Origin of the sequence: Acinetobacter sichuanensis (assembly GCF_003024515.2) — a bacterium.
GTDB lineage: Bacteria > Pseudomonadota > Gammaproteobacteria > Pseudomonadales > Moraxellaceae > Acinetobacter > Acinetobacter sichuanensis.
Genome location: NZ_PYIX02000001.1, coordinates 265,943 through 290,068 on the forward strand (window position 1 = coordinate 265,943; position 24,126 = coordinate 290,068).

Annotated in this window: 22 protein-coding genes; 19 read left to right on the forward strand and 3 right to left on the reverse strand. The window is 38.1% G+C overall.

The window, feature by feature from the left end:
• Positions 1 to 83 precede the first annotated feature (83 nt).
• From C9E89_RS01270 to C9E89_RS01345, 16 genes are all read left to right on the forward strand, one after another.
• The gene (locus C9E89_RS01270) at positions 84 to 1,490 is read left to right on the forward strand and encodes an aldehyde dehydrogenase family protein (RefSeq protein ID WP_107006622.1); all 1,407 of its coding nucleotides are present in this window, start codon (positions 84 to 86) and stop codon (positions 1,488 to 1,490) included.
• 85 nt (positions 1,491 to 1,575) lie between these two features.
• Positions 1,576 to 2,241, forward strand: coding sequence for a helix-turn-helix transcriptional regulator (locus C9E89_RS01275; RefSeq protein WP_107006623.1), 666 nt, complete (start codon positions 1,576 to 1,578; stop codon positions 2,239 to 2,241).
• A 79-nt stretch (positions 2,242 to 2,320) separates the two neighbouring features.
• On the forward strand, positions 2,321 to 4,609 hold the full coding sequence (gene tynA, locus C9E89_RS01280) for a primary-amine oxidase (RefSeq protein ID WP_107006624.1): 2,289 nt from the start codon (positions 2,321 to 2,323) through the stop codon (positions 4,607 to 4,609).
• A gap of 140 nt (positions 4,610 to 4,749) precedes the next feature.
• On the forward strand, positions 4,750 to 6,171 hold the full coding sequence (locus C9E89_RS01285; protein ID WP_107006625.1) for an alginate export family protein: 1,422 nt from the start codon (positions 4,750 to 4,752) through the stop codon (positions 6,169 to 6,171).
• A 27-nt stretch (positions 6,172 to 6,198) separates the two neighbouring features.
• Positions 6,199 to 7,866, forward strand: coding sequence for an arylsulfatase (locus C9E89_RS01290; RefSeq protein ID WP_107006626.1), 1,668 nt, complete (start codon positions 6,199 to 6,201; stop codon positions 7,864 to 7,866).
• A 306-nt stretch (positions 7,867 to 8,172) separates the two neighbouring features.
• Entirely contained in the window at positions 8,173 to 10,557 is a 2,385-nt protein-coding gene (locus tag C9E89_RS01295; RefSeq protein WP_107006627.1) for an FdhF/YdeP family oxidoreductase, read from the forward strand.
• A 61-nt stretch (positions 10,558 to 10,618) separates the two neighbouring features.
• Positions 10,619 to 11,404, forward strand: coding sequence for a formate dehydrogenase accessory sulfurtransferase FdhD (fdhD, locus tag C9E89_RS01300; RefSeq protein ID WP_107006661.1), 786 nt, complete (start codon positions 10,619 to 10,621; stop codon positions 11,402 to 11,404).
• Between the two features lie 56 nt (positions 11,405 to 11,460).
• Complete coding sequence (mobA, locus tag C9E89_RS01305; RefSeq protein ID WP_107006662.1) at positions 11,461 to 12,078, forward strand: molybdenum cofactor guanylyltransferase; 618 nt, start codon at positions 11,461 to 11,463, stop codon at positions 12,076 to 12,078.
• A 42-nt stretch (positions 12,079 to 12,120) separates the two neighbouring features.
• Entirely contained in the window at positions 12,121 to 13,128 is a 1,008-nt protein-coding gene (gene moaA / locus C9E89_RS01310; protein ID WP_107006628.1) for a GTP 3',8-cyclase MoaA, read from the forward strand.
• Positions 13,129 to 13,135: 7 nt separating this feature from the next.
• On the forward strand, positions 13,136 to 13,387 hold the full coding sequence (locus C9E89_RS01315) for a MoaD/ThiS family protein (protein ID WP_107006629.1): 252 nt from the start codon (positions 13,136 to 13,138) through the stop codon (positions 13,385 to 13,387).
• Between the two features lies 1 nt (position 13,388).
• Positions 13,389 to 13,892 (forward strand): molybdenum cofactor biosynthesis protein MoaE, encoded by a 504-nt coding sequence (locus tag C9E89_RS01320; RefSeq protein ID WP_107006630.1) that lies wholly within the window; start codon positions 13,389 to 13,391, stop codon positions 13,890 to 13,892.
• A 61-nt stretch (positions 13,893 to 13,953) separates the two neighbouring features.
• On the forward strand, positions 13,954 to 14,877 hold the full coding sequence (gene moaCB / locus C9E89_RS01325; RefSeq protein WP_107006631.1) for a bifunctional molybdenum cofactor biosynthesis protein MoaC/MoaB: 924 nt from the start codon (positions 13,954 to 13,956) through the stop codon (positions 14,875 to 14,877).
• Positions 14,877 to 16,103 carry a molybdopterin molybdotransferase MoeA gene (locus C9E89_RS01330; RefSeq protein ID WP_107006632.1) on the forward strand — a complete coding sequence of 409 codons (1,227 nt, stop codon included), beginning with the start codon at positions 14,877 to 14,879 and terminating at the stop codon, positions 16,101 to 16,103. The genes moaCB and C9E89_RS01330 overlap by 1 nt, the downstream gene beginning before the upstream one ends.
• A gap of 38 nt (positions 16,104 to 16,141) precedes the next feature.
• Positions 16,142 to 16,900 carry a molybdate ABC transporter substrate-binding protein gene (gene modA, locus C9E89_RS01335; RefSeq protein WP_107006633.1) on the forward strand — a complete coding sequence of 253 codons (759 nt, stop codon included), beginning with the start codon at positions 16,142 to 16,144 and terminating at the stop codon, positions 16,898 to 16,900.
• 18 nt (positions 16,901 to 16,918) lie between these two features.
• Positions 16,919 to 17,602: a molybdate ABC transporter permease subunit gene (gene modB, locus C9E89_RS01340; protein WP_107006663.1), complete on the forward strand. Its 684-nt coding sequence runs from the start codon at positions 16,919 to 16,921 to the stop codon at positions 17,600 to 17,602.
• A 4-nt stretch (positions 17,603 to 17,606) separates the two neighbouring features.
• Positions 17,607 to 18,248 carry an ATP-binding cassette domain-containing protein gene (locus C9E89_RS01345; RefSeq protein WP_107006634.1) on the forward strand — a complete coding sequence of 214 codons (642 nt, stop codon included), beginning with the start codon at positions 17,607 to 17,609 and terminating at the stop codon, positions 18,246 to 18,248.
• A 115-nt stretch (positions 18,249 to 18,363) separates the two neighbouring features.
• Here C9E89_RS01345 and C9E89_RS01350 read toward each other — a convergent pair whose 3' ends face one another.
• The 3 genes from C9E89_RS01350 to C9E89_RS01360 form a co-directional block, all read right to left on the reverse strand.
• Positions 18,364 to 19,011, reverse strand: coding sequence for a 3-oxoacid CoA-transferase subunit B (locus tag C9E89_RS01350; protein WP_107006635.1), 648 nt, complete (start codon positions 19,009 to 19,011; stop codon positions 18,364 to 18,366).
• Positions 19,012 to 19,014: 3 nt separating this feature from the next.
• Complete coding sequence (locus C9E89_RS01355) at positions 19,015 to 19,719, reverse strand: CoA transferase subunit A (protein ID WP_107006636.1); 705 nt, start codon at positions 19,717 to 19,719, stop codon at positions 19,015 to 19,017.
• 138 nt (positions 19,720 to 19,857) lie between these two features.
• The gene (locus C9E89_RS01360) at positions 19,858 to 20,739 is read right to left on the reverse strand and encodes a LysR family transcriptional regulator (RefSeq protein ID WP_107006637.1); all 882 of its coding nucleotides are present in this window, start codon (positions 20,737 to 20,739) and stop codon (positions 19,858 to 19,860) included.
• Positions 20,740 to 21,143: 404 nt separating this feature from the next.
• On the opposite strand from C9E89_RS01360, the gene C9E89_RS01365 reads away from it, so the two are divergent.
• The 3 genes from C9E89_RS01365 to C9E89_RS01375 all read left to right on the forward strand — a co-directional run bounded on the left by C9E89_RS01365 (position 21,144) and on the right by C9E89_RS01375 (position 24,117).
• Entirely contained in the window at positions 21,144 to 22,130 is a 987-nt protein-coding gene (locus tag C9E89_RS01365; protein ID WP_107006638.1) for a quinone oxidoreductase family protein, read from the forward strand.
• Positions 22,131 to 22,154: 24 nt separating this feature from the next.
• On the forward strand, positions 22,155 to 23,003 hold the full coding sequence (locus C9E89_RS01370; RefSeq protein ID WP_107006639.1) for a TauD/TfdA dioxygenase family protein: 849 nt from the start codon (positions 22,155 to 22,157) through the stop codon (positions 23,001 to 23,003).
• Between the two features lie 64 nt (positions 23,004 to 23,067).
• Positions 23,068 to 24,117 carry a BKACE family enzyme gene (locus C9E89_RS01375; RefSeq protein WP_107006640.1) on the forward strand — a complete coding sequence of 350 codons (1,050 nt, stop codon included), beginning with the start codon at positions 23,068 to 23,070 and terminating at the stop codon, positions 24,115 to 24,117.
• Positions 24,118 to 24,126 lie beyond the last annotated feature (9 nt).

The window sequence follows — 24,126 nt, forward strand, 5'->3', positions numbered from 1 at the left end:
CTTAAAATCATCCTTAAGGATGACTGGTGCAAAAAATATCATCGATAAAATCATGAATGATAAAAGACAAAGGACGAATCGTAATGAATACAAATATGCTCATCAATGGGATACAAGTGCAAGGAGCTGCGGATACTTTCGAGGTATTAAATCCTGCAAATGAACAGGTTATTGCAACAGTGGCAAGTGCTTCAGTCGAACAGGTAAACCAAGCAATTCAAGCAGCTGCTCAAGCATTTAAAACATGGCAATTTATTTCAGATGAAGAAATAAATACAATTTTCACAAAAATTGTGGCGGATATTCGTCATGAACAAAGTGAAATTGCACGTTTAATTACTTTGGAACAAGGTAAACCTTTAGCTTTGGCACAGTTTGAAGTAGAAGCAGGTGCAAACTGGATCGAATATATTTTAAGCTTGAATATTCCTGTAGAAACAATAGATGATCCAAGTGGCAAAACCATACAAGTATTTAACCGACCATTGGGTGTGATTGCCTCCATTACACCGTGGAATTGGCCTTTTATGATTGTGATTTGGCATTTATTTCCTGCATTAAAAGCGAAAAATTGTATTGTCAATAAACCATCAGAATATACGCCACTGAGTACCATTAAACTCATCGAGATCATGAATCGTCATTTACCACAAGGTGTGTGTAATATTGTCTTAGGTCAAGGGGGCGTTGGGCAGGCGTTAAGTGAGCATCCAGATGTTGCAAAAGTCACATTTACGGGTTCAACACGAACAGGACAAAGTATTCTAAGTCATTCAGTTGCATCGCTCAAAGGCGTCGTACTTGAGTTGGGTGGAAATGATATTGGTATTGTATTAAATGATGTGGATGTGAATGAAATTGCACCACGTATTTTTGGTTCTGCATTTTTGAATATGGGACAAACGTGTGCTGCATTAAAACGTTTGTATGTACATGAAGATGTGTATGATCAATTGACCCAAAAATTGGCAGAACTTGCAGATGCACAAGTCGTGGGTGATGGTCTAGATGAAAATACAACTTTTGGACCTATTCAAAACCGTATGCAATATCAAAAAGTAAAATCTTTAATTGATGATGCTGTGGCACAAGGTGGAGAAATTATTACCCAACAAAATCAAGAAACTGAAAAAGGCTATTATATTCGTCCAACTTTAGTGACCAATGTCAATGCAGGCATTGCCTTAGTTGATGAAGAACAGTTTGGTCCTGTGTTGCCAATTGTGAAATTTAGCCAAGTTGAAGATGCAATTTATGCAGCGAATCATACATCTTTTGGTTTAGGTGGCTCAGTTTGGTCAAAAGATCTTGAGCAAGCGCAGCAGATTTCCAGTCGACTTGAAACAGGAACCGTATGGATCAATAGCCACTCAGATTTATCACCTGCTGCACCATTTGGTGGTTGGAAATTATCAGGTTTGGGTTATTCATTTGGTTTGAGTGGGTTATTATTGTTCACGAAAAAACAAGCGATTCATATTACAAAATAGCGAGAATAAATCGCCTTTTGCAGGATGCAAAAGGCTTTTTTCGCCCCATTGGTCTTAATAAATTTTCTAAAAAGGAAGGAAATTTATGCTCAATCAGCAGTTTTTAACACAGTTTGGTGAGAACTTTGTTGAACAAGTTCAACGTGTTTTAGATATAGATGGTTATTTATTATATTCAATTGATAATATTAACCACACACATAATTATCATTTATTTAATATTTCCAAAAACTCTTTAGATGAATATCTCGGAAAAAAAATACAACAAGACCCTGTATGTTTTCGTCATTTTTATTCAGACCATCATACACATGTTGAGTTTTTAGGTGAGCATGAGTCAAATGAAGAATATTTAGATTTTATGCAACGTTGGGATATTGTAGATACCGCAGAAATATTTTTTAGAAAGCGTAATGGTGAGCCAATCGCTGGTTTAAGTATTGTGCGAGAAAATAATCAAAAAAAATTTACAGAGCAAGATAAAAAAATATTGAAATCTTTCTATTTTTTATCTGAAAAATATTTTCAGCATCATATGGATACAGTCGATAAACATTTTTTTATGGAAAAATTTAATTTAACTAAAAAAGAGATTGTCGTTTTAGAAGAGTTATTTAATGGTTTAGAAAGTGGTTTGATTGCTGAAAAATTAAACTGTAGTTTGGCAACAGTCAAAACGCATATTCAACATATTTATCAAAAAACCAATGTAAAAAGTAGACAAGAATTACTCTGTAATTTTTTGAGATAAATCATTCTCAAGGATGATTTATTCTCAGCTTGATTCATTTAATTTAACTGTATAAGTTTGTTTAAATGGATATAAGACAATGCAATATAATGCAATCACGCGATCATTAAAAAAATGGTTAGGTGTAAATTTAGCTGTTGCTACAGCATTATTGAGTATGAATCAACACGTTTTAGCACATGGACAAGCTGCTGAAATGGTACCGCTTTATCAAAATATGACAGATTTTGGTGCCGATGTACAAAAAGATGAATTTACAAATAGTTATACCATTTCTAAAGGCTCCTTAATTGTTCGAGCAAAACCGAATTCTGATATTGTTTTAGTCAATGGAAAACCGTTAAAAGTGAGTGTTCCGTTGCTGATCAAAGAAGGTAAACCGATTGTCAGTAAGGAGTTTGCTACAGAAATTTTTCAGTCAGGTTTAGATCAAACATTTAAAGTCGAGGCAGCACCACATCCGTTAAATGGTTTAACTTCACAAGAAATTTCACAAAGCTTTGAAGCGATTAAACAATCTAAATATGCATATAATAATATGCGATTTTCAGAAATTAAATTAAAAGAACCTGAAAAATCAAAAGTTTGGGATGCATTTTTAAATCATAAAGCATATGACGAAGACCGTGTTGCTATTTTTACCTTGCTTAAAGGTAAACAAGTGATTGAAGGTGCTGTGGATTTGAAAACAAAGCAAGTCACACAATGGAATGTGCTTGAAAATACACATGGTATGGTTTTATATGATGACATGGTTGCAGTACAAGAAATTGTGACTAAAGATGCAGCCTATAAAAAAGCCTTAGCAAAACGTGGAATTCAGGATGTTTCCAAAGTGGTGACGACGCCGCTGACTGTGGGTTTTTTTGGTGGCAAAGATGGTTTAGATCGTGAGTTAAACGTCTTAAAAGTCGTATCGTATTTAGATACAGGTGATGGCAACTATTGGGCGCATCCGATTGAAAACTTAGTGGCTGTGGTTGATTTAGAAAATAAGAAAATTGTAAAGCTAGAGGAAGGTTCGATTATTCCTGTACCTATGCAGCCAAACCCAATTGCCATTAAAAACCAAAAACAATTTAAAGCATTAAATGTCACAGAACCTGATGGTAAAAATTTCTCGATTACTGGGCAAACGATTCATTGGGGACCATGGTGTTTTCATGTAGGTTTAGACTCACGTGTAGGTTTGCAAATTTCAACAGCAACTTATAAGGACAAAGGCGTCAAACGTAAAGTCATGTATGAGGGGAATTTAGGTGGGATGGTTGTGCCTTATGGCGATCCTGATATGGGATGGTACTTTAAATCCTATTTAGATTCGGGTGAATATGGCATGGGAACTTTAACGTCATCGATTGAAAAGGGTGTGGATGCACCCAATAATGCTGTTCTTTTAGATGCTGTGATTGCTGACTATACAGGTCAACCGCGTGTTATTCCAAATGCCATTGCAATTTTTGAACGTTATGCTGGTCCTGAATTTAAACATCAAGAAATGAATCAGCCGAATATTAGTGCTGAGCGCCGTGAATTGGTGGTGCGTTGGATTAGTACAGTTGGAAACTATGATTATATTTTTGATTGGGTTTTTAATAATAACGGGATTATTGGAATTAATGCAGGTGCAACAGGTATTGAAGCAGTAAAAGGTGTACAAGCGAAAACGATGCATGACGCAACTGCTAAAGAAGATACACGTTATGGAACGTTAATTGATCACAATATAGTAGGGACAACGCACCAACATATTTATAACTTCCGTTTAGATCTAGATGTCGATGGCGAAAATAATAATTTTGTCGAGATGGATCCAGTGGTCGTAAAAAATACGCGTGGTGGACCACGCACTAGCGCAATGGAAGTTAAGGAGAGAACAGTTGATACTGAAAAGGAAGCAGTACAAAAGTTTGATCCATCTACGATTCGCTTATTAAGCAATGCCAACAAAGAAAATAAACTGGGTAATCCTGTGTCTTATCAAGTTATTCCATTTGCAGGAGGTACGCATCCTATTGCGAAAGGGGCAAATTTTGCTGCGGATGAATGGCTATTTAAGCGTTTAAGTTTTATGGATAAACAAATTTGGGTCACTAAACGTGATGAAAATGAGAAATTTCCTGAAGGTAAATACTCAAATCGTTCAGATCGTGATACGGGTTTAGGGCAGTTTATTGCAAATAATGACAATATTAAAAACAAAGACTTAGTTGTGTGGATGACCACAGGAACGACGCATGTTGCACGTGCAGAAGAATGGCCAATTATGCCAACAGAATGGGTTTATACCATGTTAAAGCCGTGGAACTTCTTTGATAGTACGCCAACATTAGAAAGTGAAGAGCATAAAACACCTTCACAACATTAATATGAATATTGATAAATCATAGGCATTAAAACAAGGTTGATCTGTATAGATGAACCTTGTTTATTTTAATCGTTTAAATAAGGCACTTGATTTTAGTTAATATATTAATTAAAGTGAAAAATGACAAGGATGTTGTCACAATGAAAATGAAAGTTTTAGCAGTGATTTCTTTATTTTCATGTATTACACATGTTTATGCTGAAGATCATATTCCAATCGTTGAGATTCCAAAAGATTTAGGTGGTCCTCGTTTTTTGGCTTGGAATAATGATTATTTTTATTTAAGTAAAAGTGAAAATAGACAAGGCACTTGGAATGAGCGTTTGAACTATATACCTTTAGGAAATGATGCTGAAAACTATATCACATTGGGTGGGGAAGCTCGCTGGATGTATGAATATTTAAATCATGCTACAGCAAATTTAACGCCTCAAGACCGTAATGAATCAGTTGCACAGCGTTTGCGATTATTTGGTGATTTACATCTACAACAAAACTTTAGAATGTTTTTAGAACTGGGTGATAATTGGGCATTTGATGCAGAAGTACCTACACCAGCAAATTATGATGCTTTTGATATTCAACAATTTTTTGTCGATTATAGACTACCAATCACAGAAAATCTTCAATTGACATTGAGACCTGGACGTTTTGTGATGCCATTAGGAAGTAAAATTCTTGTTTCCACACGTGATGGTAGTAATGTTCAATATAATTATGATGGTTTAGCAACGTGGTTTAACTATCGAGATCAGATAAAAATTGATGTGTTTGATGTTAAGCCTGTTAAATTTCAAAGAGGTTCTTTTGACGATAAAACAGATGAGAGTCGAGAGTTAAAAGGTATTTATTTTAATAGTAAAATATTAGAGCAACCTACAAACCAAGCAAAATTAGATCTGTACTATTTTGATATGCATCATGATCAGCGTATTTTTACTGATGGTGCAGATGTACAGAACCGAAAAAGTATAGGTGCTCGTGTATTTGGGCAAAAAGAAAATATTGATTATGATTTTGAGTATATCCGCCAGTTTGGTGATTATGGCGATAAAAATATTCGTGCCTATGCTGCTTTTTCTCAAGTCGGCTATCACTTTGAGCAAAAACTCAATCCTCATTTATCTCTACAAAGCATGCTGTTTAGTGGGGATAATGACTTACAAGATCAGCGCCTAAAGACTTTCGAGTCTCCATTTCCACGTACTGCATTATTTAGTGGTGCAGCAGAATTTGGCTTAATGAATGCGATATTTATCAAGCCAACATTTGCTTTGGATCTCTTGCCAAATATGAATTTGAAAACGTCTTATGGCGTACTGAAAAAACACAAAAATAATGATGCAATTTATCATGCACCTTCTGGTATTGCATGGAATGAACATGATCAAACCAAATCTAAAGAGATTGCAGGCATTACTGAGGTAGAACTGGATTATCAATATAACCGTAATCTGAATTTTAATCTTTTATTTTCCAATGTTGATGCAGCGCAAGCATTAAAGGAAACAGGTGGAAAAACCAATAACTATTTAAGTGTGACAACGCAATTTAAGTTTTAAATCGGTCTATATTCAAAGGAATGATGAATGAAAGTAAAAAAATATGGTGCGCTATTGGTCTCAGTTTTGATGTGCTCACCTTTTGCCCTTGCAAAAAAACCAAATGTTCTCTTGATTGTGGCGGATGATGTTGGATTTTCTGATATTCAGCCTTTTGGTAGTGAGATTCAAACCCCAAATTTGCAAAAATTAGCACAACAAGGTGCAACACTTTCAAACTTTTATTCTGGTCCAACTTGTTCAGTGACACGTTCAATGTTGCTGACAGGTCAAGATAATCATCAAGTTGGAATGGGGACAATGGCTGAACTCTTGCAGCCTGAGCATGAGGGGAATGAAGGTTATCAGGGAGTTTTGAATCATAAAGCTGCAACATTAGCAGAAATTTTACATCAAAATGGTTATCAATCTTTTATGAGTGGTAAATGGCATTTAGGTAAAAAACCAGAATTAATTCCGTCTGCACGTGGTTTTGATCAGTCATTTGTTTTATTACAAGGTGGCGCTGGGCATTTTGATGAAACTCCACTTTTACTGAATTATGATCCGATTTATTTAGAAAATGGAAAAAAGGTGAGTTTACCCAATGATTTTTATTCTACAGATTATTATACCAATAAAATGTTGAATTTTTTGGAAACATCACGTGATAAAGAAAAACCATTTTTTGCCTATTTAGCATTAACTTCTGCACATTGGCCACTACAAGCTCCAGATCAATATATTGAAAAATATAAAGGTCAATATAAAGATGGCTATGAAGCGATTCGTCAAAATCGTTTAGCACGTTTAAAACAACAGGGTATCATTCCTCAAAATACTCAGGCTAATAATCCTTTTGAGCAACAATTAAAGCCTTGGGAAGCCTTAACAGCCGAGCAACAAGCACGTGAAACAAAAGCGATGCAAGTTTATGCAGCCATGATTGACAACATGGATGCAAATATTGGAAAAATATTAAACTATCTTAAAGAAAAGAATGAGTTAGATAATACAATTGTATTGTTTATTTCTGATAATGGACCTGAAGTTTCTGATATTCAAGGACTAGATGAAAGTGACGGTTTTATGGCATGGGTAAACTCTTCATTTGATAATTCACTTGAAAATATGGGACGTAAAGGTTCATATATCGCGTTGGGTCCACAATGGGCACAAGTTGCAGCGACACCATATCCATATACCAAAGGGTTTTTAGCTGATGGTGGAATTCATGTCCCTGCGATTATGAGTTATCCAAAGAAAATTCCAGCAGGTATTATGAAAAATGAAAATCTGCATGTTATGGATTTTGTACCTACAGTTCTAGATTATGCAGGTATTCGTCATGTACAGCAGGATAAAAGTTTAAAATTTGAGGGTGTTTCATTTGCAAATATTTTTAAAAATAAGCAGTTAAAAAATCGGACACTTAATTGGGAGTTTAATAACCGTAAAGTGATACATGATCGTAACTGGGTGTTGCTTGAACAAGCAAAACCTTATGGAACAGGCTCATGGCAGCTTTTTAACCGTGATACTGACCCTGCAATGAAAGTTGATGTGGCACAACAGTTTCCTGAACAAGTGACGAAAATGAGTAAACAATGGCAACAATATGCCAAACGAGTGGGTGTTGTTGAAGCGCCTGCGCGTTATAACTACACACAACGCATTTGTTTTTATGGTGATTGTATTGGGCAACCTGAAAAATAGTATTTGATAGAAAATTAATCTTTGACGATGGTCTAGGCTTTATTTGACTATAAAGCCTAGATTTTATTTAAGTATATGAAACTATAAAAATAATAAATTTTTCACATAAAAAACTCAGAAAGGTATTTTTAACCATTGATGATCATCGCTTTTGGTGGGTATTTTGTAGTCAGATAAATTTTGCTCAGTATTTATGGATAGAATCAAGCAAAGTTCAGATGATTTTTTATTGAGTTATGGTCTGCATAGAAAATAGGTAGTTGTTAAATTCATCAGTTAAAACAAAATTAAACAGGGAAAGTTATGATGCAACATGATGAGCAAATCAGTGAAAGTACTAAAGTTAGAGTCTATTCTAAAATTGAGCCTTATCATCATGCTGCAGGTGGTTGGGGGGCTTTACTGAGTGTTGCGCGTAACTTGAAAAAGCAAGCAGTGGTCACAAGAGGGGCGATTACTTTATTGAATGCCAACCAACCCACTGGATTTGATTGTCCGGGGTGTGCGTGGCCAGAGCAAAAACATACGCATACCTTTAACTTTTGTGAAAATGGTGCAAAAGCAATCGCTTTTGAAGCCACCAGTAAACGTGTTGATGCTCAGTTTTTTGCTGGACATTCAGTGTCATGGTTAAAGCAACAAAGTGATTATTTTTTAGAATCACAAGGTCGTTTGACTGAACCTATGTACTATGACGCTAAGACAGACCATTATGTACCCATCAGTTGGGACGCTGCATTTGAACTTGTCGCAAAAAAACTAAATGCTTTAGCGCATCCAGACCAAGCCACATTTTATACATCAGGGCGTACCAGTAATGAAGCCGCTTTTTTATATCAGCTTTTTGTGCGAAGTTTTGGAACCAATAACTTTCCAGACTGCTCCAATATGTGCCATGAAGCCACCAGTGTTGGTTTAGGCGATACCATTGGTCTGGGTAAAGGTACTGTGACTCTAGAAGATTTTGAACATACAGATGCAATATTTATCTTTGGGCAAAATCCAGGCACGAACCATCCACGAATGTTAAGCACTTTGAGTGCTGCTTATAAACGTGGTGTGAATATTATTTCAATTAATCCTTTGAAAGAAAGAGGCTTACAGCGTTTTCAAGATCCGCAAAATAAATTGGAAATGATCACCAATGGCAGTACCCCGATCAGTCGTAATTATTTTCAGCCAAAGATTGGAGGGGATTATGCGGTTTTAGTGGGAATGTTTAAGCATTTGTATGAGTGGGATCAAGAAGCAAAAAAATCGGGACAAGCGACTATTTTTGATGAGGCTTTTATTGTCCAAAATACTGCATATTTTGATGATATTTTACAAGAAGTTGCTGCAACTGCATGGCAAGATATTCATGCACATACGGGTCTCACTGAGCCAGAATTACTGCAACTCGCACAGATGTTTAAAGATGCCAAACGCGTTATCTTTTGTTGGGGAATGGGGATGACACAGCATCGTCATGGGGTTGCCAATATCCATATGTTAAGTAATTTATTACTGAGTCGTGGTCATATTGGACGTCAAGGTGCTGGAGCATGTCCTGTACGTGGTCATAGTAATGTGCAAGGTGATCGTACAATGGGGATCAATGAGCATCCTTCAGATGCTTTGTTAGATCGATTAGAGCAAGTTTTTGCAACACCATTTCCACGTAAACATGGTTTAGGCGTGGTAGAAAGTATTAAAGCCATGGCAGAAAAACGCATTAAAGTCTTTTTTGCGATGGGAGGAAATTTTTCTGAAGCAACCCCAGATACACACTATACGTATTATGCACTGAAGCAGTGCGAACTGACCGCACATGTAGCAACTAAGTTAAATCGAAGCCATTTAACCTGTGGTCAAGAGGCATTAATTCTGCCATGTCTGGGACGTACTGAGCTAGACCTACAAGTACATGGTCAGCAATCGATTTCAGTTGAAGATTCGATGAGTAATGTACATTTATCCGCAGGGCGTAATGAGCCTGCTTCAGAAATGTTACTTTCAGAGCCTGATATCGTGGCGCGTTTGGCTGAAAAAGTCTTAGCGAACAGTAGCATAAAATGGCGTTGGTATATTGAAAGTTATGATCGTATACGTGATGCGATTGCAGAAGTTTTTGATGATTTTAAAGATTTTAATCAAAGAGTGTATCAACCTGGTGGATTCCATTTGGAGCATCCTGCAAATATTCATCATTGGCGTACGCAAACGGGTAAAGCCCAATTTATGATCACGCCATTAAAAGCGGTGTATGAAGATACCGAGCATCAATTTAGTGCGCAATATCAACAACAAAAAGTCTATACCCTCATGACCATGCGTTCTCATGATCAATACAACACAACTTTATATGGGCTTGATGATCGTTATCGTGGTGTGTTCGGATTGCGACGCGTATTGTTTATGAATGAACTGGATATTGCAGAGGCTGGATTGGTTGCAGATCAATATGTTGATATTGAGAGTATTTTTTCTGATGGTGTAAAGCGTATCGTCCACCAGTTCAGAATAGTTTCCTATGATATTCCCCGTGGGTGTTTGGGTGCATATTATCCTGAAACGAATCCTTTAGTGGCTTTGAGTAGCCATGATCAACGTGCCAAAATCCCTGCTTCAAAAAATATTCCAGTGATTTTACATCCAACTTCTGCACCAACGGATTCAACTAATTTAGAGCCAGCCGCATTGGAGAGTTGATATGCAGATATTGAGTGATGAGATGCATGGGCAAGCCGTATTACAACCGTCAGAACAGTTGATGGCAGCACAATTGCATTGTGTGGTGCAATATCGTGACCAACAAGTATTTCATAAACAAGAACATATTTTTCAAGAAGTTGCAGTGGCATTGGTTTATAACGGAATTAGTCATGTTGTGATGATGATGACCGCAGTAAATTTAACCGAGTTTGCAATTGGTTTTAGCCTGTCAGAAGGAATTATTTCTGACCTAAGTGCGTTATATGCAATCGAAATACAGCAGCATCAGGAGGGGGTTAGCATCGAAATGACAATTTCTGCACGTGCCTTTGCTTTATTAAAACAGCAGCGCCGTAATATGACTGGGCGAAGTGGTTGTGGTTTATGTGGTATTGAAAGTTTACAACAATTGCAGCTTGGAGCTGTTGTGAATACGCCATTTAATAAAAAATGGCTCGGCGAAATTGAGTCTGCAATTGGTCAATTTAATGATAAACAAGTACTTGGCAGCTTAACAGGTGCAGCACATGCCGCCGCATGGGTGGAAGATGGTATCGTTATTGCATTATGCGAAGATGTTGGTCGCCATAATGCTTTAGATAAGCTTTTGGGTTATATGGCAAAACATGAGATTGATGTTACACAAGGTTTTGTACTGATGAGCAGCCGTGCCAGTTATGAATTAATTCGAAAATGTGTGCAATTCAATATTGCCATGCTTGCCACCATTTCTGCACCTAGTAGTTTAGCGATTGATTTGGCTCAACAAGCAGGCTTAACGTTAGCAAGTTTTTGTCGTGAACAGCGGTTTTCAGTCTATACCCAACTGCCTCATTTGACTTAGCCGTAGAGGGTTGATTTTAAATGTTAAAAAATATTAATAATGAAATAAAATCAATGTTGAAAAATGATTTTCCTCAAACCGATTTAGTGATCTTGGCGGGTGGTCAAGCTCGACGCATGCAAGGGAAAAATAAGTTATTAATGAATTTTGATGGGCAAATCCAGTTAGAAAAAATCTGTCAGCATTTTCGGCAAGATGTTGCCAAAATTTGGGTGAATAGTCATCGGGATGATGAGGAATATCAAAAAATTGATAAAAATATTGCGTGTTTTACAGATGAATGCACAGGTTTTTTAGGACCATTGATTGGCATGATAAGTGCTTGGCAATATACAACAGCAGATTATGTATTGTTTATTCCGTGTGATATTACACAGATTCCAATAGATATTTTGCAAAAACTTCATTTACGACTTGAGCAGTCTAGCAATAGTGCTGTGGTGTATGTGCAGTTTAATCAAGATGCTTTATATCCGTTTTGTTTAATGAAGCGTGAAGCGTTGCCAGTGCTCAAAAAACAAATGCAACAACAGCAAGGTAGTTTGAAGCAGAGTTTTAAGTTGCTGAATGGCAAAGCACTTTGTATAGAACAAGCTGACAATTATGTACATAGTCTCAATTCAATGGATGAATTGAAACAATATCAACAACTTTCGTCGTTTAATTTGAGTTGAACATACGAATCATTTTGAAAATCAGGATTGGAGAAATTGCTCATGCAAAGGATGAACTCCATTTGGGTGGACCAATTCGGAAGAGAAAAAAGAAAACTGAGAATTTCAGTTACTGATCGTTGTAATTTTAAATGTCAGTATTGCATGCCTGAACATCCTGAATGGATGAATAAAAAGCATCTTTTGGATTTTGAGTCTTTATATCAGTTTTGTGAATTGATGGTACAAGGCGGAATAGAGCATATTCGTCTTACAGGCGGCGAGCCGCTGATGCGTCAAGGAATTGTTCATTTTATTCAACAATTACAACAGTTAAAGTCGCAAGGCTTAAAACGTGTTGCGATGACAAGTAATGCGCATTATCTCAAAAAATATGCACAAGCACTTAAAAATGCAGGTTTGGATGATATTAATATCAGCCTAGATAGTCTAGATGCAACACAGTTTCAGCAGATGACGAAAAGTAGTTTAGCACCTGTACTTGCAGGAGTTGAGCAAGCTTTAGACGTTGGGCTAAAAGTTAAAATCAATACTGTGTTGATGAAAGGGATCAATGACTCACAAATTTTGCCCTTGATTGAATGGGCACAGCAAAAACAGATCATGCTACGGTTCATTGAATATATGCCTTTGGATGGTGATGCAAAATGGCATCGCCATGAAGTAGTCACAGAACAAGACATATTAAATGTGGTGGCTGAAAAATATCGAATAGATGCAATTCCTCAAAATCATGAACCTGCACGTTATTATCATTTAGATTCAAACTATGTCATTGGAATTATTTCAACCATTAGTCATTCATTTTGCGGTGCTTGTGATCGTATTCGTTTGACTGCAAATGGTGAACTTTATAATTGTTTGTTTGCAATTCATGGCTTGTCATTAAAAGATGAAATTTCAACTTGGCGACATAAGCCAACCATACAGGCGACAGCAGAATTAACGCAAAAGATTCAACAGTATATTTGGCATAAAGCAGCAGGTTTTCATGAAATTCAGGCAAAACAACAATCACGTAAAATTACCATGCATATGTTAGGGGGATAAATTAGTGATGATCAAAGTTCAAATCGAAGCTTATGGTGCAGTGACTCAGTTTTTACCTAGCGCATTAATGATAGATATGAAGACGAAACAATCACTTCAAGTAGAACAGGTACTTGATGAAGTGATTCGCCAGTACCCTCAAGCAGAACAAGCGATTCAAAAATGTGCATGTGCAATTGGTGATGAGATGATCGCACGTCAAGCCTTGCTAGAGCGAGATTGTACTTTAGTGCTGTTGTCACCTGTCGCAGGAGGATGAAATGACTTTTGCTCGTATTCAAAATACACCGCTAGATATGAATGATTTTGCAGTGATTGAGCAATTTCCCCGTTGCGGTGGAATCGGTATTTTTATTGGGACAGTGCGAAATCACCATGAAGGACGTAGTGTAGAGGCTTTAAAGTACACAGCATATGCACCGATTGCAGAGAAGATGATTCGACAAATTGAGCTGGATATTCAAATCAAATATCAAGTGGAATATGTCAGGGTAATTCATCGAGTTGGGTATTTGGCAATTGGAGAAAAAGCCATTATTGCAATTGCTTATGCAGCGCATCGTCGTGAAGCTTTTGCCGCTTGTGAAGAAGCAGTCGAACGTGTTAAACACGAAGTGCCTGTATGGAAAGAAGAATTTTATACAGATGGTACCCATCAGTTTGTTTCAGGTTGTTGTATTCGCAAAGACTATGATGAGCAGCAAACTCATCAACATCAACATCAACATCAACATCAAGCACATTCACATCATGAACATGGATGAATGTAGATCAACAATCTAAAAACAGCATATATGTAAACCAAATAAAAGTACGGATAAATAAATGAAAAATGTGGGTATGAAGGCTGAGAGTTATCGCATCGCAATTGCAACAGGGATTTTGCATGCACCACCGCATTGTATTGAATTATTAAGACAGGGAAACACAGAAAAAGGTGATGCTTTAAAAACAGCACGTATTGCAGGAATTCTTGCGGCAAAACGTACAGATGAACTGATTCCACTTTGCCATCCTTTACCGATTTATCGCGCTGATGTCGATTTTGAACTGCATGAAAAGCATGTGGAAATTATTGCAACAGTTGAAACGATTGGTCCTACAGGGGTTGAGATGGAGGCTTTGACCGCGGTCAGTTTGGCAGGTTTGACACTGTACGATATGTTAAAACCACACTGTGAACCTGAAGACTTATGTTTAGACCAGTGTAAATTACAGAAAAAGAAAGGTGGAAAATCGCATTTTACTCGTGTATTGAAGGAGTCTTTGTCTGCTTCAATTATTGTGCTTTCTGATACTGTCGCATCAGGGAAAAAACCAGATACAGCAGGGCAAAATGTTTTAGAAATTTTAGAAGAAGCCAATTTTAGCCAGATTCATTATCAAGTTATTCCAGACTCACCAGAACAATTATTGGCACTGATTGAACAGCAAAAAAATCAATATCCTTTGATTTTAACAGTAGGTGGCACAGGTCTAGGACCGAAAGATTTGACAGTAGAAACCTTGCAACCTTTATTAAAACGTGAAATTCCGGGTTTAATGGAAGCTTCACGTAGTTTTGGGCAACGTCGTACGCCTTATGCTGCTTTAAGTCGGGGTGTCGCAGGTTATATTGAACAAAGTTTAGTGATTACCTTGCCGGGAAGTCGTCAGGGCGCGAAAGAGTCATTGACCGCAATTTTACCTGCCTTGGTGCATTTATTTGATGTACAAAAAAATATTCCACATGCAGGAGGTTATCAATAATGTCAGCATGTGGTGCAGAGTCAGGTTTGATCAGTATTGAGCAAGCTTTGGCATTGATTTCAAGTCATACTCAAGCTTTAGCAATAGAACAATTAGCACTTCATTCAGCACTGAATCGTTACTTAGCTGAAGATCTCTATTCAAGTATAGATTTGCCTTTGTTTGCGCAAAGTGCAGTAGATGGTTACGCACTTTGTTCAAATGGTACGGTTGAAATAGGTTGTCAATTTGAACTTTTAGGTGAAATTAAAGCAGGTCAATGCAGTGAGCTTCAGTTAAAACAAGGTCAAGCAATACGTATTTTTACAGGTGCTCAAATACCCGAAGGTACGACAACAATTGCACGACAAGAAATTATTAAAATCATTGAAAATCAAAAAATTGAACTCACAGAAACTTTAAAACTGCATGCAGATACACGTGATCAAGGGGAAGAAATTGCAGTCGGGCAATGCCTCGCACAGCGAGGGCAACAACTCAGTGTAGGCGCGATTGCCGCGCTGAGTATGGCGGGTATACAACAAGTTCGGGTTTTTCAATATCCTAAAATTGCAGTCGTGATTACAGGTGATGAAGTTGCTGTCAATGTTGAAGATTTAGCATCGGGTAAAATTTTTGATGCCAATGCACCACTGATTCAAACTTGGTTTCAACAAAATAACCAAAAGGTCGAAATTTTTCATGTTGCTGATACAGAACATGCAGTCAAAACATTATTACAAGATTTAGCAAAAGATCATGATGTGATTTTGACCACAGGCGGCGTGTCAGTTGGTGATTATGATTTTATTCGTCCAGTCACATTGAACTTAGGTTTTGAGCAAATTTTTTGGAAAGTAAAGCAAAAGCCGGGGAAGCCGATGTTTTTTGCAAAACAAGAACGCCCACAAAAAGCACCTTGCTATCTGTTAGGTTTACCGGGAAATCCTGCTGCGGTTTATGTGGGGATGCAGATTTATACGGCTACTCTCATTCAAGCCTTACAAGGTCAAGCCCATGATTTAAAATGGTTTAATGCTGTGTTGAAGCATGATTTAAAAGCAGATGCCAGAGATCGTTTTTTAAGAATGACAGCGCAGTTTGAACAAGCAACTTTAACAGTAAATAGTTTATCTAAACAGCAGTCACATATGTTGACTAATTTAATGCAAGCCAATTGCTTAGTTCGCATTATTGCGGGGCAAACACCGAAAGCAGGGCAAATTGTGCAAGGTATTTTTATTTAGAGCTGAAATGCTCAATCATCATAAATATGAGTATACATATGAAAAAATTATTGCTGACAGGGCTTTTATTTACATTGAGTTCGCTGAGTCAAGCAGATACTGTGAAAGTTTATGCGGCTGCAAGTTTGACCAATGCAATGACTGAAATTGCAAGAAATTATGAGCGCCTTCATCCAAAAACCAAAGTGATCACTGTCTTTGGCGCGTCATCTACTTTGGCAAAACAGCAAGAAGCAGGAGCGAAAAGTGATCTGTTCTTTTCCGCAGATGTGGATTGGATGAAGTATTTAATTCAAAAAAATGTCATTGCTGAAAATAATGTACAAGATTTGCTGTATAACCAATTGGTTGTGATTAGCCCGAAAAATTTAAAGATTACGTTTAAACCACAAGCAAATTTTAATTTTGCACAATCATTTCAAGGGAAATTATGTACTGGACAGATGGAGTCTGTACCTGCAGGAAAATATGCCAAACAAAGTTTGATTTATCTAAATTGGTTAGACAGCTTAAAAGGTCGTATTGTGGGAACAGATGATGTGCGTGCTGCATTAACCTTTGTTGAACGAGGTGAGTGTGATGTGGGAATTGTTTATAAAACAGATGCTTTGATTAGTTCTAAAGTGAAAGTTATTGGGACTTTACCGCAAGATTCACATCATGCCATTATTTATCCTCTTGCGCTGACACAACAAGGTGTAAAAAATGTTGAAGCACGCCAATTTGAAAAATTTGTTAAAACCAATATCCGAGCAAAAATGATATTTAAGAAATACGGATTTAGCCTAAGCCAATAAATAGCGCAAATGATGATGATATTAAGCCCAGAAGAACTCAGCGCACTTTATCTTTCTGCCAAAGTTGCTCTATTTGCTACGCTATTTTGTTTGCCTTTTGCGGTGGCTTTGGCATGGTATTTAGCGCGTTATGATTTTAAATTAAAGTTTATCGTTGAGGCGTTGTTACAGTTGCCAATGGTATTACCACCTGTTGTATTGGGTTATTTATTATTGGTTTTATTTGGTCAACATGGTTGGATTGGGCGCTATTTACATCAAATCGGTTTTGAGCTTGCTTTTAATTGGAAAGGTGCTGTTTTAGCTTCAATGATTGTGGCTTTTCCATTAATGGTGCAACCGATACGTTTATCTTTTCAATTGATTAATCAACAGTTTGAACAGATTGCAGGTAGTTTGGGTGCAAGTCCAAAAAGAGTATTTTTAACGGTTAGTTTACCTTTAGCATTACCGGGTATCGTGATTGGCAGCATTTTATGTTTTAGTCGTAGTTTAGGCGAGTTTGGTGCGACCATTACTTTTGTAGGTAATATTCCTGATGAAACCAGAACCATTCCGATAGCGATTTATTCTTTTTTACAACAAGCGGAAGGTGAACAAATGGCGATCCGTTTAGTGGTTTTGTCATTAGTTTTAGCATTGAGTGCTTTGATTGCGAATTATTTTATTTTACAAAAATATCAACAAAAACTAAAAGGCTGAGTTTATGTTGCGTTGTGATTTTGAATATCAATATGCTGATTTTCACTTGAAAATTAAACTGGAACAACACACCAAGCTACTAGGTATTGTCGGTGCTTCAGGCAGTGGAAAAAGTACCTTTCTAAAGTGTTTAGTGGGTTTATTGCAACCAAGTGCGGGTTTTATTCAATTTAATGGTCAAACGCTGTTTGACCGTGAAAGGAAGATTAATATTGCAATGCATCAACGAAAAATTGCATTGGTTTTTCAAAATGCGTTGTTATTTCCCCATATGAATGTACAACAAAATTTAGTCTATGCAGAAAAATGTTTAACAGCATCGCAACGCAAATTTAGCTTTGAACAGATTGTAGAATTATTAGAAATTGAAAAGTTATTAACTCGTAAAGCACATCAATTGTCGGGTGGGGAAGCGCAGCGTGTTTCGATTGGGCGTGCATTATTATCATCGCCAGAGTTGTTATTATTGGATGAACCTTTAACAGGATTAGATACGCATTTAAAACAACAAATTTTACCTTTTTTTAAAAAAATACAAGATGAGATTGATTTACCGATGATTTATGTAACACATCAGCATGAAGAACTGACTTTTTTAAAAGCAAAAGTGATTCGTCTTGGACAAAATGCGATATCAGAAATTTAACTTGCGGTATTCATTTTATTTTTAAAGTTATGAAAATCATTGAGCAAAATATGATTTATCCCTACTTTAAAAAAGAGGGATAAGATCGGTAGAGCCTCGGATGATTTCTAAAAGTTTAAGCCACTTTTAAATCTTCAATATTTAAACTTGCACCTGTTGCAGCTTGCATTTCAGCGAGACTAACGTCTTTGGCAAGTTCAATCAGCTTTAAACCTTGAGGGGTAATATCAATCACGCCCAAGTCAGAAATAATTCGACTCACGACGGCTTGTCCTGTCAAAGGTAATGTGCATTGTGGCACGATTTTTGGACTGCCATCTTTGGCGCAGTGTTCCATCAGAACCACTACTTTTTTAACACCTGCCACCAAGTCCATGGCACCGCCCATGCCTTTGACTTTTTTGCCGGGAATCATCCAGTTGGCAAGGTCACCTGTTTCAGAAACTTCCATTGCGCCTAAAATCGCAATATTGACATGACCACCTCGGATCATGGCAAAAGATTCAGAGCTTGAAAAAAATGAAGCACCTTGGCGGGCAGTTACAGTTTGTTTACCCGCATTGATCAGGTCTGCATCCACCGTTTCTGCGGTTGGAAATTCATCAATACCAAGTAATCCATTTTCCGACTGTAACCACACATTAATGCCTTCAGGAATATAATTGGCAACCAACGTCGGCAGACCAATACCCAAGTTGACATAAAAACCATCTTCAAGTTCAAGTGCGGCACGTTGTGCCATTTCATTGCGTGTCCAAGCCATGTCTTAAGCCTCCACTGCTTTTAAGGTCATTTGTTCAATGCGCTTTTCAGGGTTGGCATTGAGCACGATTCGGTTGACATAAATACCGGGTAAATGAATATCATCCGGGTCGATTTCACCAATTTCCACAATCTGTTCCACTTCGACTATGGTGAATTTTCCTGCCATAGCACAGTCAGGATTAAAATTTCGTGCAGTTTTACGGAACACCAGATTGCCTGCTTTATCCGCTTTATAGGCTTTGACCAAAGCAAGATCAGCGGTGAGTGAGGGTTCTAAAATATAAGGTTTTCCATCAAATTCACGGACTTCTTTGCCTTCTGCTATCTGCGTACCAACGCCTGTTTGGGTATAAAATGCAGGAATACCTGCACCCCCTGCACGGAGTTTTTCGGCTAATGTGCCTTGTGGTGTCAGTTCAACTTCAAGTTCGCCTTGCAAAAACTGACGTTCAAATTCTTTGTTTTCACCGACATAAGATGAAATCATTTTTTTAATCTGTTTACTTGCGAGTAATTTTCCTAAGCCTATGCCGTCTGTACCTGCATTGTTGGAAATACAGGTTAAGCCTGTCACGCCAGTTTCCATCAAGGCGTCAATTAAAACCTCAGGAATGCCACATAAGCCAAAACCACCTACGGCAATGGTTTGCTGATCTTTGACCAAATCTGCTAAAGCAACGTGTGCATTGGCAACCACTTTATTCATTGTGCTGACTCCATGTCCTTTTACTTATTATTAGCATTGCAGCAAGCACATGAGAAATTGAAAGATTTAAAGGATTAATGAGCAAAACTCATTAATCAGCAAAGTTGATTGAGCTGTGTGTAAATGCATGCGGTTTTTTTAAAATGAATATGCAGTGATGACTTCAATAAACTGCGCGGAAATATGTGAAAGTTCCATATCTTTTTTATACATCAAGCCTAAATTAAGCTGTACATTGCCTTCAGTGATTTCAACGATGACATTATTTTTTAAATCAATAAATTGCTGAAAATGTCGTGGAATTGCACTGACGCCCATGCCATAGGCAACAAAATGGGACAGCGAACTGATTTGATGACATTCCAATTTCAAGTCCAAAACCAAGTTGTTTTGTATGCAGCATTCTTCAATTACATGGCGAATGATGGATGGTTTTTGTAAAGTCACAAATGGGTAACTACACAGCGTTGCCATACTGATGGATGGATGTTGTGCCAGAGGATGATCTTTGGGAACAACGGCGACAAAGTCTTCTTTAAACAAAGGTTCAAACACCAGTTGATGATGAAATGGCGATTCAAAACAAATCCCAATTTCAAATATACCATCTTGAATTTTTTCAATAATTTTTTCATTGGGCACATCATGAATGGAAAAATTAATATTTGGATGTTGTTTGGAAAATTCATGCAAAATCGCAGGTAAAACGGTATGCGTGGCGAAAGGCATGGAGGCGATATTTAAGTTGCCACGATGCAACTGAAAACGTTGTTTGACATCTTTTTCCATGTCTTCCCAATTGGCGAGTAATTTTTTGGCATAGGGAATTAAGGATTGTCCCTCAGGGGTCAGATTGACCAGACGGGTGGTGCGTTTAAATAATTTTCCGCCCAATTCTTCTTCTAAAGCTTTAATGGTCAAACTCAAGGCGGACTGACTCAAGCACAGTTCATCGGCGGCATTGGCATAATTTAAAACACGGGCAAGCACCAAAAAGGCTTTGAGTTGTTTGAGTGTCATAATAAATTTCAAGCCATTTAAAAAGTATGTGTGTTGTATTGTAGTCGGATCTTCATGTTTATTTTAAAAGAAAATTCAACTGATATTAAATCTTATAAATAGCTCTAAAGAGACGATTTATTGTGAAGACTTTTATATGATTTTACTTAAATAGCCTAAGTATTTTTTAAACATAAATGCATTTCAAAAATTAAACTGCATGGGTTTACAAATAACACACTTCATTTTTAAAGCTTCGTCATTTTACTAAAGCATTTTTTTCAATGAGCTCATCAGAAATACTTAAATTTAAATGTCGCAAAATGACAAGTAGGTGTCATGAAATGTAAAGGGCATTCAGGCAGAGTATTGTAGTTTTGCTCTATGCACTGAGCACTTAAAATAAGCAAAATAGGGAAAGGACAATGACACTGACCAAAGCAGTACGCTTTCATGAAATCGGAACACCAGACGTTTTAACACTTGAACAAGTCGAAGTTGGATCACCCAAAGCAGGAGAAGTTCGTCTGCGTCATGTGGCGGTGGGTCTGAACTATGCAGATACCTATTTCCGTAATGGGACTTATCCGATTCCAATGCCAAATGGGATGGGTGTAGAAGCATCAGGAGTTATTGAAGAACTCGGTGAGGGTGTCACAGACTTTGCGGTAGGTGATCGTGTGACCTATACAGGTTTTATCAATACCTTAGGTGCATATAGCGAAGAACGCTTAGTGCCTGCCAATGCACTGATCAAATTACCAGAAGGTATTTCCTGTGAAACAGCCGCAGCAATGACGATGCGTGGTTTAACCTCAGCCTATTTAATGCGTCGTATTTATGACTTTAAAGCTGGTGATACCATTTTATTGCATGCCGCAGCAGGTGGTGTAGGGCTTATCGTTTCACAATGGGCGAAATTATTGGGCCTAACCGTAATTGGTACGACCTCTTCAGAAGAGAAAGCCGCGATTGCCCGTGCGCATGGTTGTGATCATGTCATTAATTATAGTCATGAAAATGTGGCAGAACGTGTTCGTGAACTCACCAATGGCGTTGGGGTCAATGTCGTATTTGACAGTGTTGGTAAAGATACTTTCATGTCATCGCTTGATTCATTGAAACGTCGTGGTCTGATGGTATGTGTGGGTACAGCCTCAGGACCGATTGCAGAATTTAATCCTGTATTACTGGCAATGAAGGGTTCTTTATACATTACCCGTCCTGCATTGGCAGATTACATTGCGGATCCTGCTGAGAAAAAAGCACTTGCAGATGAATTGTTTGATCATGTGGCGAGTGGTCGCATCAAAATCGAAATCAACCAACGCTATGAACTCAAGGATGCAGTTCAGGCACATCGTGACCTTGAAGCACGTAAAACAACAGGCTCGTCTATTTTTGTGATTTAAATTTGTGATTGAAAAGGATTTCTTATGCAAGTTGAACAATTAACCTGCAGTATTGGCGCAGAATTACATGGCGTTAATCTGGCTGATGCCATTCACGATGATGCTTTATTTTCTGAAATTCGTTCAAATCTGCTGAAACATCGTGTTCTATTTTTGAGAAATCAAGATATTACCCGTGCAGAGCATGTGGCTTTTGCTGAGCGTTTTGGACAATTGGAAGACCATCCAGCCGTAGGTAGTCATCCTGATCATCCGGGTTTGGTACAGATTTATAAAAGCCCAGACAGCCCGATTGATCGCTATGAAAATTCATGGCACAGCGACGCGAGCTGGCGCAAGATTCCACCTATGGGGGCAGTGCTGCGCTGTGTGGAATGCCCAACTGTCGGTGGTGATACCATGTGGACCAATATGGTGATGGCTTATGAAAATTTGCCTGAAGAAATTAAAACCAAAATTGCAGATTTACGTGCCTATCACAGTATTGAGGCGAGTTTTGGTGCAGCCATGCCCATTGAAAAACGTTTGGCACTCAAAGCACAGTATCCCGATGCAGAGCATCCCGTGGTGCGTACACATCCTGAAACAGGCGAAAAAATCCTGTATGTCAATGCTTTTGCAACCCATTTCAGTAATTACCACACCAAGGAACGTGTACGTTTTGGTCAGGATGCCAACCCAGGTGCGGGCGAACTGCTGCGTTATTTAATTACACAAGCCAACATCCCTGAATATCAGGTGCGTTGGAGCTGGGAGCCGAACAGTATTGCGATTTGGGACAACCGCAGTACTCAGCATTATGCTGTGATGGATTATCCAGCCTGTCATCGCAAAATGGAACGCGCGGGCATTATTGGTGATGCGACTTATTGATCTTGCAGTCCATCCATTAAATTCAAATATTTACCTTTAGTTTAAAAATGCATAGGAGATGCACATGCAATTTTTTGATGATTCTTTGCACCCAGAAAACATGGAAAAAGTGGTTATTACCGTTGCGCCATATGGTCCAGAGTGGATGCCTGAAGATTTCCCGGAAGACATTCCTGTCACGATGGAAGAGCAAATCCAGAAAGCTGTCGACTGTTATGAGGCAGGTGCAAGTGTACTACATTTGCATGTGCGTGAGTTGGATGGCAAAGGTTCAAAACGCTTGTCTAAGTTTAATGAGCTGATCGCAGGTGTTCGTGCCGCAGTGCCTGACATGATTATTCAGGTGGGTGGTTCGATTTCTTTTGCACCAGAAACTGAAGGTGAAGCGGCAGTATGGCTGAGTGATGACACACGTCATAAACTGGCAGAACTTGATCCGAAGCCAGATCAGGTCACAGTAGCGGTCAACACCACGCAAATGAATATTATGGAACTGTTATATCCAGAATATTTAAAAGGTACTTCACTTGAACATCCTGCTATTCAAGCAGCGTATGCTGAAATGACGGTTCCTGCGGGTCCTGAATGGCTGATTGAACATTTAAAACGTCTAGCTGCCAATGGGATTCAACCACATTTCCAACTGACAGGAATGCATGGATTGGAAACTTTGGAACGTCTGGTACGCAAGGGCTTATATAAAGGACCAATGAACCTGACATGGATCGGGATTGGTGGTGGCTTTGATGGTCCAAATCCATTCAACTTCTTTAATTTTGTCCATCGTGTACCAGATGGCTGTACTTTGACTTCTGAATCATTGCTGAAGAATGTTTTACCGTTGAATACCATCTCAATGGCAATGGGTTTACATGCCCGTGTGGGGAATGAAGACACGATTATCGATCATAAAGGTGAGCGTTTCTCTTCGGTCGAGCAGATTAAACAGACGGTGCGTATTGCACATGAGTTAGGTCGTGAAGTGGCAAATGGTAAAGAAGCACGTGAAATTTACCGTATTGGTGTACAGTACGACACCATTGAAGAAACCTTATTGGCCAATGGTATGGCACCAAACCGCAAAGCGGGTCAAAAAGGTGTACCACAGCGTTAATCAAATCTT